The 12,942-nt window shown below is 69.8% G+C and carries 11 protein-coding genes and 1 pseudogene; 8 read left to right on the forward strand and 4 right to left on the reverse strand.

The window, feature by feature from the left end; genetic code table 11:
• A pseudogene (locus tag JK359_RS36980) lies at positions 1-685 on the reverse strand (Fe-S oxidoreductase); the annotation flags it as partial.
• Between the two features lie 223 nt (positions 686-908).
• On the opposite strand from JK359_RS36980, the gene JK359_RS36985 reads away from it, so the two are divergent.
• The 5 genes from JK359_RS36985 (at position 909) to JK359_RS37005 (ending at position 6,193) form a co-directional block, all read left to right on the forward strand.
• Positions 909-1,934, forward strand: coding sequence for an MraY family glycosyltransferase (locus JK359_RS36985; RefSeq protein ID WP_201844018.1), 1,026 nt, complete (start codon positions 909-911; stop codon positions 1,932-1,934).
• Positions 1,935-2,028: 94 nt separating this feature from the next.
• Positions 2,029-3,873 (forward strand): molecular chaperone DnaK, encoded by a 1,845-nt coding sequence (gene dnaK / locus JK359_RS36990; protein ID WP_201844019.1) that lies wholly within the window; start codon positions 2,029-2,031, stop codon positions 3,871-3,873.
• Positions 3,870-4,523, forward strand: coding sequence for a nucleotide exchange factor GrpE (grpE, locus tag JK359_RS36995; RefSeq protein ID WP_201844020.1), 654 nt, complete (start codon positions 3,870-3,872; stop codon positions 4,521-4,523). Before dnaK ends, grpE begins: the two co-directional genes overlap by 4 nt.
• 42 nt (positions 4,524-4,565) lie before the next feature.
• Positions 4,566-5,735, forward strand: coding sequence for a molecular chaperone DnaJ (dnaJ, locus tag JK359_RS37000; protein ID WP_201844021.1), 1,170 nt, complete (start codon positions 4,566-4,568; stop codon positions 5,733-5,735).
• A gap of 5 nt (positions 5,736-5,740) precedes the next feature.
• Positions 5,741-6,193 carry a heat shock protein transcriptional repressor HspR gene (locus tag JK359_RS37005; protein ID WP_201844022.1) on the forward strand — a complete coding sequence of 151 codons (453 nt, stop codon included), beginning with the start codon at positions 5,741-5,743 and terminating at the stop codon, positions 6,191-6,193.
• A gap of 60 nt (positions 6,194-6,253) precedes the next feature.
• Here the strand turns inward: JK359_RS37005 and JK359_RS37010 are convergent, their stop codons facing one another.
• Positions 6,254-7,960 carry a PA14 domain-containing protein gene (locus JK359_RS37010; RefSeq protein WP_201844023.1) on the reverse strand — a complete coding sequence of 569 codons (1,707 nt, stop codon included), beginning with the start codon at positions 7,958-7,960 and terminating at the stop codon, positions 6,254-6,256.
• Positions 7,961-8,252: 292 nt separating this feature from the next.
• On the opposite strand from JK359_RS37010, the gene JK359_RS37015 reads away from it, so the two are divergent.
• A complete protein-coding gene (locus JK359_RS37015) occupies positions 8,253-9,359 on the forward strand; it encodes a sugar ABC transporter substrate-binding protein (protein WP_201844024.1) in 1,107 nt (368 codons plus the stop codon).
• Positions 9,360-9,651: 292 nt separating this feature from the next.
• Positions 9,652-10,686 carry a helix-turn-helix transcriptional regulator gene (locus JK359_RS37020; RefSeq protein ID WP_201844025.1) on the forward strand — a complete coding sequence of 345 codons (1,035 nt, stop codon included), beginning with the start codon at positions 9,652-9,654 and terminating at the stop codon, positions 10,684-10,686.
• Positions 10,687-10,725: 39 nt separating this feature from the next.
• On the opposite strand, the gene JK359_RS37025 is transcribed toward JK359_RS37020, so the two are convergent.
• Positions 10,726-11,736 carry a helix-turn-helix domain-containing protein gene (locus tag JK359_RS37025; protein ID WP_201844026.1) on the reverse strand — a complete coding sequence of 337 codons (1,011 nt, stop codon included), beginning with the start codon at positions 11,734-11,736 and terminating at the stop codon, positions 10,726-10,728.
• A gap of 300 nt (positions 11,737-12,036) precedes the next feature.
• Here JK359_RS37025 and JK359_RS37030 point away from each other — a divergent pair, with 300 nt between their 5' ends.
• Entirely contained in the window at positions 12,037-12,372 is a 336-nt protein-coding gene (locus JK359_RS37030) for a Rieske (2Fe-2S) protein (protein ID WP_201844027.1), read from the forward strand.
• A 139-nt stretch (positions 12,373-12,511) separates the two neighbouring features.
• On the opposite strand, the gene JK359_RS37035 is transcribed toward JK359_RS37030, so the two are convergent.
• The gene (locus JK359_RS37035; RefSeq protein ID WP_201844028.1) at positions 12,512-12,934 is read right to left on the reverse strand and encodes a pyridoxamine 5'-phosphate oxidase family protein; all 423 of its coding nucleotides are present in this window, start codon (positions 12,932-12,934) and stop codon (positions 12,512-12,514) included.
• Between the last annotated feature and the right edge of the window lie 8 nt (positions 12,935-12,942).

A 12,942-nucleotide genomic window follows, 5' to 3' on the forward strand; every position in this document is an offset into this window, starting at 1 on the left:
CGACCGTGATCATCCAGATGAACGAGGTCGCGATCTTCAGGCCGGCGAAGAAGTAGGTGAGGTTCTGGAGCGTGGAGACGTCCATGTCCCGCAGCCAGGCGACGACCGGGTACGAGATGAAGAAGGAGGCCTCGTAGCCGTCCACGTGGTGCTGGGCCCCTTCGAGGGCGTGCAGCATGAAGATGCAGACGCCGACGACGAGGATGACGGTCTCGACGAAGTAGGCCTGGCCGAAGTTGGAGCCGGCGAAGCGGGACTTGCGGCCCGGCTTGCGGGGGTGGCTCAGCTGGCGGATGGCGATCAGGACGAGGATGCCGAGGATCGTCATCGTGCCGATGAACTCGACGTACACGTTGTAGGGCGCCCAGTCGCCGATGATCGGCAGGATCCAGTCCGCCTCGAACAGCTGGCCGGTGGCGTTGACGATCGTCAGCAGCAGGGTGAAGAAGCCGACCGCCACGAACCAGTGCGCCACGCCGACGATGCCCCAGCGGTTCATCCGGGTGTGGCCGAGGAACTCCTTGACCACGGTGACGGTGCGCTGTGTGGGGTCGTTGGTCCGCGTGCCGGCGGGGACCGGCTGGCCCAGCCGCATGAAGTTGAAGATCTGCAGGAGGGCGCGGCCGAACAGTGCCACGCCGACCACGATCAGGACCAGCGACACGATGATCGCGGCGAGTTGCATTGGGGCTCCTGAGGCGGCCTCGGTCCGATCGAGCTGTCCGAGCTGATCGATATTACTAAGCGGTAACTTATGCAGTCCGTTTGAGACTACCTCCATCTTCCGCCGGGATGCAGCCGGGCGCGGGGTGATCTGGGTCGCTGAGGGTGCCCTGTGTCCTCCACTTGCAGGCAATCAGATCGTGTTATTCGTACCGAATTGATACTTTCGCCCCTACCTTAGAGCCGTGCTCTACGGGATCGCAGCCGCCACCGCCGCCCTGCTCCTCACCGCCGTGCTCGCGGCGGCGCTCCGGCTGCCCGCGCTGAGGGCGGGGATCCTGGACCCCCGCCGTCAGCGGCCGCTCCCGCTGCTCGGCGGCCTCGCCGTCGTGATCGTCACCTGTCTCGTCGCCTGGACGGGGGAATGGACCCGGGTCGCGCCGCTCGGCGAGGGGGTCGGGCGGCTGCTGGCGGTCGCCGCCGGTATCGCCGGCCTGGGCCTGGTGGCCGACGTGTGGCGGCTGCGCGCGCGGGTGCTCGTCGCGGGTACGGCCGTGGCGGCGGCCTGGGTGGTGCCGTACGACGAGACGGGTGTGCCGGGCGGGCTGCTGGCCGTGGCCTGGATCGTCCTGGCGACCCTCGCCTTCAAGGGGCTGGACCACGCCGACGGACTCGCCGGGACCGTCGGCGTGATCACCGCCTTCGGGGCGGGTGTCTGTGCCGCCGCCGAGGTCATGGACGGCCTGGCGGTGCTGCTGAGCGTGGTCGCCGCGGCCCTCACCGGCTTCCTGATGCACAACTGGCATCCCGCGCGGATCGGTCTCGGCGCCTGCGGCTCGGTGTTCACGGGGTTCCTGCTGTCCTCCGCCGTCGTCTTCACGCGCGCGGGATACGAACTGGGGCCGAGCGCGGCGGTGGTGTTCTGCCTCGCCGCGGTCGCCGTCGCCGACGCCCTCCTCGTGGTCATCGCCCGCTCGGTTGCCCGGCGTCCGCTGCTGAGGCGGGGACCCGACCACCTGGCGCACCGGCTGCGCCGTCCGGGGCTGGCCCCGCCGGGGGCGGTCGTGCTGCTCGGGGCCGGCGCCTTCTCCTCGGTGCTGGTGGGGGTGCTGGTGCACACCGGCTGGACCGGGGAGGGGGCGGCCCTCTGGGTGGCCGGCGGGGTGGCCCTCGCCGTGGCCGTGCTCGTACTCGTTCGGGTGCCTGTCCAGCAGGGGCGGCGTCCACCATCGACGCAGGTCAGCGGCCACTTGCGTGTAAGGAACGGATAAGAGTTGAGCCGGGCTGACTCAGGTCTGTTGACCCCGGCGATCCGCTCGTGCACACTTGAGCCTGTTCCACTCAAGTCAGCTGGAGGAATCAACCATGGCACGTGCGGTCGGCATCGACCTGGGCACGACTAACTCCGTCGTCAGCGTTCTGGAGGGCGGCGAGCCCACCGTCATCACCAACGCCGAGGGTGCCAGGACCACGCCGTCCGTCGTCGCCTTCGCGAAGAACGGTGAGGTGCTCGTCGGCGAGGTCGCCAAGCGCCAGGCGGTCACGAACGTGGACCGGACCATCCGCTCGGTGAAGCGCCACATGGGCACCGACTGGAAGATCCAGCTCGACGGCAAGGACTTCAACCCGCAGCAGATCTCCGCGTTCATCCTGCAGAAGCTGAAGCGGGACGCCGAGTCCTACCTGGGCGAGAAGGTCACGGACGCGGTCATCACCGTCCCGGCCTACTTCAACGACTCCGAGCGTCAGGCCACGAAGGAGGCCGGCGAGATCGCCGGTCTGAACGTCCTGCGCATCGTCAACGAGCCGACCGCGGCCGCGCTCGCCTACGGCCTCGACAAGGACGACCAGACGATCCTCGTCTTCGACCTCGGTGGCGGCACCTTCGACGTGTCCCTGCTGGAGATCGGCGACGGCGTCGTCGAGGTGAAGGCCACCAACGGTGACAACCACCTCGGTGGTGACGACTGGGACCAGCGCGTCGTCGACTACCTGGTCAAGCAGTTCCAGTCCGGCCACGGCGTGGACCTGTCCAAGGACAAGATGGCCCTGCAGCGCCTCCGCGAGGCCGCCGAGAAGGCCAAGATCGAGCTGTCCTCCTCCACCGAGACCTCGATCAACCTGCCCTACATCACCGCCTCCGCCGAGGGCCCCCTGCACCTCGACGAGAAGCTGACCCGCGCCCAGTTCCAGCAGCTGACCGCGGACCTGCTGGAGCGCTGCAAGACGCCGTTCCACAACGTCATCAAGGACGCCGGCATCCAGCTCGGCGAGATCGACCACGTGGTCCTCGTCGGCGGCTCCACCCGTATGCCCGCCGTCGCCGAACTGGTCAAGGAGCTGACCGGCGGCAAGGAGGCCAACAAGGGTGTCAACCCGGACGAGGTCGTCGCCATCGGCGCCTCGCTCCAGGCCGGTGTCCTCAAGGGCGAGGTCAAGGACGTCCTGCTGCTCGACGTCACCCCGCTGTCCCTCGGTATCGAGACCAAGGGCGGCATCATGACCAAGCTGATCGAGCGCAACACCACGATCCCGACCAAGCGCTCCGAGATCTTCACGACGGCCGAGGACAACCAGCCGTCCGTGCAGATCCAGGTCTACCAGGGCGAGCGCGAGATCGCCGCGTACAACAAGAAGCTCGGCATGTTCGAGCTGACCGGTCTGCCGCCGGCGCCGCGTGGCGTCCCGCAGATCGAGGTCTCCTTCGACATCGACGCCAACGGCATCATGCACGTCACGGCGAAGGACCTCGGCACCGGCAAGGAGCAGAAGATGACCGTCACCGGCGGTTCTTCGCTCCCGAAGGACGAGGTCGACCGCATGCGCGAGGAGGCCGAGCGCTACGCGGAGGAGGACCACAAGCGCCGCGAGGCCGCCGAGTCCCGCAACCAGGGCGAGCAGCTCGTCTACCAGACCGAGAAGTTCCTCAAGGACAATGAGGACAAGGTCCCCGGCGAGATCAAGACCGAGGTCGAGGCCGCCGTCGCCGAGCTGAAGGAGAAGCTCAAGGGCGAGGACACCGCCGAGATCCGCTCCGCCACCGAGAAGGTCGCGGCCGTCTCGCAGAAGCTGGGCCAGGCCATGTACGCCGACGCCCAGGGCGCGCAGGCCGCGGACGGCGCGTCCGCCGGTGCCGGCGAGGCCAAGGCCGATGACGACGTCGTCGACGCCGAGATCGTGGACGACGAGCGCAAGGACGGTGCCGCGTGACGGAGGAGACCCCGGGTTTCGAGGAGAAGCCCGACGTCCCCTCCGGCGCGACCCCCGAAGACGCCGAGTCGAAGGCCGCCCCCGAGGAGGGGGCGGCCCCGGCCGGGGACGGAAGTGCAGACGCGGGCCTGGTGGCCCAGCTGGACCAGGTGCGCACCGCGCTCGGCGAGCGCACGGCGGACCTCCAGCGCCTCCAGGCCGAGTACCAGAACTACCGCCGCCGTGTCGAGCGTGACCGGGTCGCGGTCCGGGAGATCGCCATCGCGAACCTCCTGACCGAGCTGCTGCCCGTGCTCGACGACATCGGCCGCGCGCGCGAACACGGTGAACTGGTCGGCGGCTTCAAGTCGGTGGCCGAGTCGCTGGAGACGGTCGCGGCCAAGATGGGCCTGCAGCAGTTCGGCAAGGAGGGCGAGCCCTTCGACCCGACGATCCACGAGGCCCTGATGCACTCCTACGCGCCGGACGTCACCGAGACGACCTGCGTGGCGATCCTGCAGCCCGGGTACCGCATCGGCGAGCGCACCATCCGCCCCGCGCGGGTGGCCGTCGCCGAGCCGCAGCCCGGCGCGCAGACGGTCAAGGCGGAGGGCGCCGAAGAGGCTCCCGCGGCCGACGACAAGGAGAGCGGTGGCCCGGAAGAGGGCTGACGTGAGAACTGAGGGAAGGCCGCGGAAGGGGGTACGTCGAGGATGAGCACCAAGGACTTCATCGAGAAGGACTACTACAAGGTCCTCGGCGTCCCCAAGGACGCCACCGAGGCCGAGATCAAGAAGGCGTACCGGAAGCTCGCCCGCGAGTTCCACCCGGACGCCAACAAGGGCAACGTCAAGGCCGAGGAGCGCTTCAAGGAGATCTCCGAGGCGAACGACGTCCTCGGCGACCCGAAGAAGCGCAAGGAGTACGACGAGGCACGCGCCCTGTTCGGCAACGGCGGCTTCCGTCCCGGGCCGGGCGCGGCCGGCGGCTCCTTCAACTTCGACCTGGGCGACCTCTTCGGGGGCAACGCCCAGGGCGGCGGCTTCGGCGGCGGCATCGGCGACGTCTTCGGCGGCCTGTTCAACCGCGGCGGCGGCGCGGGTCCGACACGTACCCAGCCGCGGCGCGGCCAGGACGTCGACACCGAGGTCACGCTGAGCTTCACGGAGGCCATCGAGGGCGCCACGGTGCCCCTCAGGATGTCCTCCCAGGCGCCCTGCAAGGCCTGCTCGGGCACCGGCGACAAGAACGGCACGCCGCGTGTGTGCCCGACCTGCGTCGGCACCGGGCAGGTCGCTCGGGGTTCCGGTGGCGGCTTCTCACTCACCGACCCCTGCCCCGACTGCAAGGGCCGTGGCCTGATCGCCGAGCACCCCTGCCTGGAGTGCAAGGGCAGCGGCCGCGCGAAGTCCTCGCGGACGATGCAGGTCCGCATCCCGGCCGGCGTGACCGACGGGCAGCGGATCCGGCTGCGCGGCAAGGGCGCGCCCGGTGAACGGGGCGGCCCGGCCGGCGACCTGTACGTGGTCGTCCACGTCGGCGAACACCCGGTGTTCGGCCGCAAGGACGACAACCTCACCGTCACCGTGCCGGTGACGTTCGCCGAGGCGGCCCTCGGCGGTGAGGTGCGCGTACCGACCCTGGGCGGCCCCGCCGTCACCCTGAAGCTGCCGCCCGGCACCCCGAACGGCCGCACGATGCGGGCGCGGGGCAAGGGCGCGGTCCGTAAGGACGGCACCCGCGGCGACCTGCTGGTCACCGTCGAGGTGAGTGTTCCCCAGGACCTGTCGGGGAAGGCTCGTGACGCACTGGAGGCGTATCGCGAGGCGACCGCGGGCGAGGACCCGCGGGCGGAGCTGTTCGAGGCTGCGAAGGGAGCTTGAGAGTGATGGACGGCCGTCGGCGCAACCCGTATGAACTGACCGAGGAAACCCCGGTCTACGTCATCTCGGTGGCGGCCCAGCTCTCCGGACTCCACCCGCAGACGCTGCGTCAGTACGACCGCCTGGGCCTGGTCTCCCCGGACCGCACCGCGGGCCGGGGCCGCCGTTACTCGGCCCGTGACATCGAACTGCTCCGTCAGGTGCAGCAGTTGTCGCAGGACGAGGGCATCAACCTGGCCGGCATCAAGCGGATCATCGAACTGGAGAACCAGGTCGCCGCACTCCAGTCCCGGGTCGTGGAGCTGGAGGCGGCCCTGGACGGTGCTGCGGCGGCGATGCAGCAGCGCGAGGCCGCCGTGCACGCCTCCTACCGCCGTGACCTGGTGCCGTACCAGGAGGTCCAGCAGACCAGCGCGCTGGTGGTGTGGCGTCCGAAGCGGCAGCAGTCCCCGGACTGACACCCCATCACTCGCGAAGGGGCCGGCAGGAGCGATCCTGCCGGCCCCTTCCTCGTGCGGTCAGGGCGCCAGGACGGCCCAGTCGCCGCCCGCCGCGGACTCCGTGCCGTCCGCCTGCAGGGCGGTCACCCAGTAGAAGTGGGTGGTGCCCTTGGGGGCGCCGCCGTCCTCGTAGGACGTCCCGGTCGTGTCCGTCAGCTTCTCGTAGGCCCCGGTCCCGGGGTTCCAGCGGTAGATCCGGTAGCCGGTGGCGCCGGGCACCGCGTTCCAGCCCAGGGCGACCGGTCCCGCGCCCTCCTCCCCGGCGGTCGCGTTCAGCCGGACCGGCGAGTTCTCGGGCGTGGGGACGCCCGGGGTCATGTCCAGCTCGGTCGTGATCACGGCCGGGGCCGGCCCGTTCCACCGGATCGCCGAGTTGCCGTCGTCGTCGACGGCGTCCACGAAGAAGCAGACCTCCTCGCCCTCGGGGCGCATGAGGTACGTGTAGGAGGTCTCCGTGGGGGAGACGTACTGCGTCGAGACGCCGTAGCAGACCTGCTCGCCGTCGTCCCCGACCAGTTCGCCCCGGTGGACCGTGTAGTACTTCAGGTCCGTGGCCGGGTTCTTGTCCCAGTTCAGGTGGAAGCCGTACTCGGCCGGGGTGGCCGTCAGGCCGGTGACGAGCGCGGGCGGGTCGTTGTCCCAGATCTTCCCCCGCTGCGGCGCGGAGCGGGCGGACTCGTTCCCGGCCGCGTCGACGGCCGAGACCCGGTAGTAGTACACGGCGCTCTCGGCGGCCGAGGTGTCCAGGTAGGAGAGCTTGTCCGTGCTGCCCAGCGGGGTGTACGTGCCGTTCTCGGCGGGGGAGCGGAAGACGCGGTAGGACACCGCGCCCGTGACCCCGTCCCAGGCGACCTCGAGCCCGCCGGTGCCGCCCTCGGCGGTCACTTCGCCGGTCGCCCCGGTGATGACGGGCACGGCGGGCGCGGTCCGGTCGACGGTGGTGACCGGCTGGTCCGCCGTGCCGGCCGACTCGTTGCCGGACCGGTCGAAGGCACGGACCTCGTAGTAGTACGTCTCGCCGGTCTGCGGCAGGGCGGTGTCGGTGTACGAGGTGACCGTGCGGGTCGCGAGCGGCTCGGCGCCGAACGGCTTGCCCTTCAGGCGCCGGTAGACGCGGTAGCCGGCGAGGTCCATCTCCTTGTTCTTCGCCCAGCCCAGCCTGGCCTGACCGGTCGCCTTGTCGTACGTCACCGACACCCCGGCCGGCACCAGGGGCTTGACCTTGTCGACGTCGGCGCCGGTGCGCGGGGCGTAGCCGAAGGAGACGTCGGCGCCGCCGGTCCAGTTGACGTAGTCGATGCGCAGGGTGTGCCTGCCGGGCGGGACGGTGACGGCGACCGTCTTCGACTGCGTGCGGGAGACGTTCTTCCACAGGTCGACCTTGCGGGTGCCGTCGAGGTAGACCCGGATGCCGTCCTGGGCGCTCGCGGCGAGGGAGAAGGGCCCGCCGGAGCCGAAGTCGCGGGTGAGGGTCCAGCGGACGCCGAAGTTGTCCTTCGGCAGGCCGGTGGCCGGGGCGCCCGTGCCCCACTGCTCGTAGATGCCGCTGTCGCAGTCCGTCTTCTTCGGTGTGCCCGAGAATGTGGTGTTCGCGAAGAACTGCCGGGTGTAGACCGGCGAGGCGCAGGCCGGAGCGGCGGACGCGGGCGGCGCGACCACGCTCAGCAGGGCGGCGGAGGCGGCGAGTACGACGGCCGTGGCGGTCGTACGTCTGGCTGGGATCATTCGTTCCTCTGATCGAGTGGGACGGCTCGGGGCAGCCGTGACTCCGACTCGGAACGGGCCGGATTGGTTGTACGGGTCTTTGCCGGTCCCATGGACTCCCTTGGGATGTGCAGTCCGTAAAGGCCCTTTGAAGGATGTTTCGCGTGACCTTCACAGGTGCAGCTGAGCGTGGTGTTGCGGACTCGTTAAGTGATTCTTCTTGACGCCGGGTGCGGCGCCCGCGTTGTCTTTTCAGACACCTGGGTCGTATAGCAGCGCCCACGTCCGGAACGCACCTGAAGTGAGCCCCCGAATGCGTCGTATCGCCATATCCGTGGCCGCGTCCACGATGACCCTCTCGCTCGCCGGCTGTGGCGTGCTGAACGCGACAGGGGACGGCGCAAGCGCGAGCCCGACGAAGGGCAACGACATCACCGTGGGTCTGCTGCTGCCCGAGAAGGCGAACTCCCGCTACGACAAGTTCGACTTCCCCATCATCCGGGACAAGGTGGCCGAACTCACCAAGAAGCAGGGCAAGGTCGAGTACGCCAACGCCGACGCGAGTGCCGCCCGGCAGTCCGAGCAGATGCAGAACCTGATCGACAACAAGGTCGACGTCATCCTGCTCGACGCGGTCGACGCGCACGGCATCGCCGACGAGGTCGAGAAGGCCAAGGACGCGGGCATCCCGGTCATCGCCTACGACCGGCTGGCCGAGGGTCCGATCGACGCGTACATCTCCTTCGACAACGAACTCGTCGGTGAGGTGCAGGGCCGCACCCTGCTGGAGGCGCTCGGGCCGGACACCGACACCTCCGACAAGATCGTCATGATGAACGGCTCGCTCACCGACCCGAACGCCAAGCAGTTCAAGGAGGGCGCGCTCTCCGAGCTGAACGGCAAGGTGACGATCGCGGCGACGTACGACACCACCGACTGGAAGCCGGAGAACGCCGAGGCCAACATGGCCAAGGCGATCGCGCAGATCGGCAAGAGCAACATCGCCGGCGTCTACTCCGCCAACGACGGTATGGCCGGCGGCGTCATCAAGGCCCTCAAGGCGGCCGGCGTCACCACGCTGCCCCCGATCACCGGCCAGGACGCCGAACTCGACGCGGTCCAGCGGGTCCTCGCCGGCGAGCAGTACATGAGTGTCTACAAGTCCTACCCGGACGAGGCCGAGGCCGCCGCGCAGATGGCCGTCACCAAGGTCCAGGGCAAGGACATCCAGTTCGACGCCCTCACCCAGGACAAGGTCGACAGCCCCACCGCCAAGGACATCCCCTCCAGGCTGGTCCAGGTGAGCGCGCTGACCAAGAGCACCGTCAAGGACACGGTCGTCGCCGACGGCATCTACCCCGTCGAGGACATCTGCACCGCCAAGTACAAGGCGGCCTGCGCCGCGGCCGGTCTGAAGTAGGTCCGCCGCGCCGCTCCCACGGCGCGCTCACGCGGCCCCGGCGAGGCGGAGAAGCCCGGCCGGGGCCGCCCCGGGTGCCGGCGGCACCCGGGGAAGCGACCACCACGATGCCGGGTGACCACCGGTCCCAGCACCTTCAGCTTGTTGCAAGGCGTACGGCGGAGCGCTGCCCAAAAGCGGGCATAGCGGCGGTTTTCGATGGCCGTCGAGCGAAGAGCCGTGTTGCGGACCCGGACGGCGCCGCGCATAGTTGCGCTGCGGAAGTGGCAGCACACCGGGGGTGGAATGGGCGATGGCCGGGTACGGGACGGAGGAACATCCTCACGGTGCCGACCGGCTGTGCGCAGCCGGTGATCGGGTGTACTCCCGGGCCGTACGCCGGGGACGGGTGGCGCGCACGGACGCCGAGACGGTGCCCTGCCTGCTGGAACTGGCCCTGCTGCACCCGGACCCCGACGACATGGACTGGCTGGTGCCGACCTCACCGCAGGAGGTCATGACCCGGCTGCTGCGCGGGGTCTACGACGAGGTCAGCGCGAGTCAGCGGCGCGTGGGCTCGGCGGTGGCCGCCTTCGAGTGGTACGCGGGCCTGGGCCGGCAGCTGAACGCCCTGGCGGCACCGGCCGAGGGCAGCGCCATCCGGGTCCTGGACGGCCTCTCGCGCATCCAGGCGGCGATGGACGAGGCGACCGAGGCGTGCACCACCGAGGTGCTCACGGTGCAGCCCGGCGGCATCCGGCGCGAGGCGGAACTCACCGAGGGCCTGCACCGGGCGCTCGCGCTGCGCGGCCGGGGCGTGCGCATGCGCGACCTCTACACGCATGTGGCCCGGCACGGCCAGGGCCTGCTCAACTACCTCGAGCTGATGGGCGACGCGGTCGAGGCCCGCACCCTGGACGAGGTCATCGACCGGCTCATCCTGTTCGACCGCACGGTGGCCTTCATCCCCGCCAACGCGGACCGCACGATGGCGCTCGAACTACGCCACCCGGCGCTGGTCGAGTACCTGCTGACGGTCTTCGAGCGCCTCTGGCGCCTGGCGATCCCGCTGACCGCGCCCCTCCCCGACACCGGCATCGAGGGCATCTCGCACCGCGAACAGTCCATCGCCGCGCTGCTCGCCGAGGGCCACCAGGACGCGGTGATCGCCGAGCGCCTGGGCATCAGCGTGCGCACCTGCCGCGCGCACATCGCCCGCCTCTCGGAGACCCTGGGCGCGGCCAGCCGTACCCAGCTCGGCGTCCGCATCGCCCAGGTCGGCCTGGACGGTCATCCCCGCCCCACCGCGCTCAGCGGCCTCGATCCTAAATCCCCGACCGTCCGGTGAGACGGCCGGACCGCGCCCGGTGCCGGCTCGTCCCCCGTCTCACTGCTCCCGGTCCAGGATGCCGGACTGTGCGATGAGATAGCCGAGCTGGGCGCGGCTGCCGCTGCCCAGGGCCTGGGCCAGCTTGGCGATATGGGCCCGGCAGGTGCGGACGTTCATGCCCAGGCGGCGGGCGATGGCCTCGTCCACGTGGCCTTCGACCAGGAGCTTGGCGATGGAGTGCTGGATCTCGGTGATGCCGTCGGGGGCGGTCTCGTAGGGGGCGCCGGCGCTCAGCGGGACGGCTCGGCCCCACATGAACTCGAACACCTTGATCAGGTAGCGGACGAGACCCGGGTGGCGCAGCTCGAGGGCGACCTGCTGGTCGTCCCGGACGGGCAGGAAGGCGACGGCCTCGTCGCAGATGATGAGGCGCTCCACCAGTTCGTCGATGGTGCGGTACTCCACCTTGCCGTTGGCGAGCTGGGCCACGTAGGCCAGCTTCTCGGGGTTGTACCGCGCTGTGTGCTGGTAGAGCGTCCGGATCCGTACACCGCGCTCGATGAGCGGTCTGTCGCGTTCCAGGCCCCGCAGGAGGCTGCGTTCGGAGTAGCGGTCGCTCGGCTGGACCGTGAGCACCTCGGTCTGGCACTGGGAAGTGGCCAGGTTCAGCGCCGCGTTGATGCGGTCCCCGCCCTCCAATACTGTGATGGAATCGGTGGTGGCCGTCATGTGGCTGCTCAGGGCCATGAATGGCTCGAAGACGTCGGCCAGCCGGATCGACAGCCGCCTGCGCTCGGTGATCTCCCGTTCTATGGGGTTGAGCCGCTGTGCCAGGGCCACCGGTGCCGGAACGGGACGCAGCCATTCCGGATCGTCCGGGTCCGGGTGCAGGAGGGCGAACTCCAGCAGGCAGGGGGCGCATTCCACCTCGGCGCGAGCGATGCGTCCGGCGCGCAGCGCATCGGCGTAGAGGCGTCCCCCTTCCTCGCACATCTCGGTCACCGCATGGGGATGTACGGCTTTAGTCCGATTCGTTGCCAAATCTCCACCCCCCAGGGTCCTGAACATGCAGGAACATGATGCATTGATTATGTGGCCACGACATGCCCGAATGAGCCATCGTCGTACTCGACGGGGGAAGAGGGGACCTTCAAGTGAGGACGAAGCCGACTATGGGCAAGAGACTGCTTCGCTCGATACTTGCCGCCGCCTTCTCCGTTGTCGTGGCCGCGGGAGCACTGGGCGGCCTGGCGAGTGTGAACGGCGACGTTCGAGCGGACACCAGCTGGCCGGCGGTGACTGCGACCACGGTGGCCGCAATCGATACCAGTTGGCCGGTGCATCCCAAGGACGGCGTGAGGAGCTGACGTGACTACCCCGCCTGACGACCGCTCCTTCCGTCGCGAAATGGCCACCGCCTACCGGTCCGGCTGGCACTTCATCGACCTGGTCACCGCCATCCCCCACAGCGGTGACTCGCTGATGGTGACCGTGTTCGGGGAGCCGGTCGTCGTCACGCGGGACGAGGACGGTGACGTACGGGCGTTCCGGTGCCTGCGCAAGCCGCGCGGGGCGCCGCAGCCGGTGCGATGTGCCATCCGGTACGGAATGATCTTTGTGAACCTGGACCAGCGGGACCACCGGCTGTGCGAGCCGGCGGAGTCCGACCTGAGGACCATCTCGGCCACCCCCCGCAGTGCCTGACGCGATTCCCCCGTCGTAACACATCGCTCAGGTGCTTCCCCCCGCAGCGGCGTCACCGTGACCTGAACACGGTGACGCCGCTGCAGTTTTGTGGGGACATTTCGCGGTTCGGGCGGGGTTTCGCGGTGGCTGGAAACGGTCATCCGTGGCCCAGCGCCCGCTCGACCTCGATCTCGATCACCACACGCGCCGGGTTCGGCCCCGGTGTCCGCTCGTAGCGCTCGGCGTAGCGCCGTACCGCCTCCGCCACCCGGTCCGGCTCGGTCCGCACGCGCGCCCGCCCTTCCAGCGTCGCCCACCGCCGGCCGTCCACCTGGCACACCGCCACCCGCGCGCCCTCCGGCCCGGCCGCCCGCACGTGCCTCACCTTCGCGCTCGTGCCGCTGGTGATCACCCTGGCCAGCCGGGCCCCGGCGTCGTACGTCACCCCCACCGGCACGACGTGCGGGCTGCCGTCCGGGCGCAGGGTCGTCAGGGTGCACAGATGCCGCTCGCGCCAGAAGGCGAGGTACGGCTCGTCGGGGGAAACCGGATCCACGGAGTGCCTCGTCTGCCTCGTCATGCGCGCAA

The organism is Streptomyces actinomycinicus (genome assembly GCF_016741775.1).
Taxonomy (GTDB): Bacteria; Actinomycetota; Actinomycetes; order Streptomycetales; family Streptomycetaceae; genus Streptomyces; species Streptomyces actinomycinicus.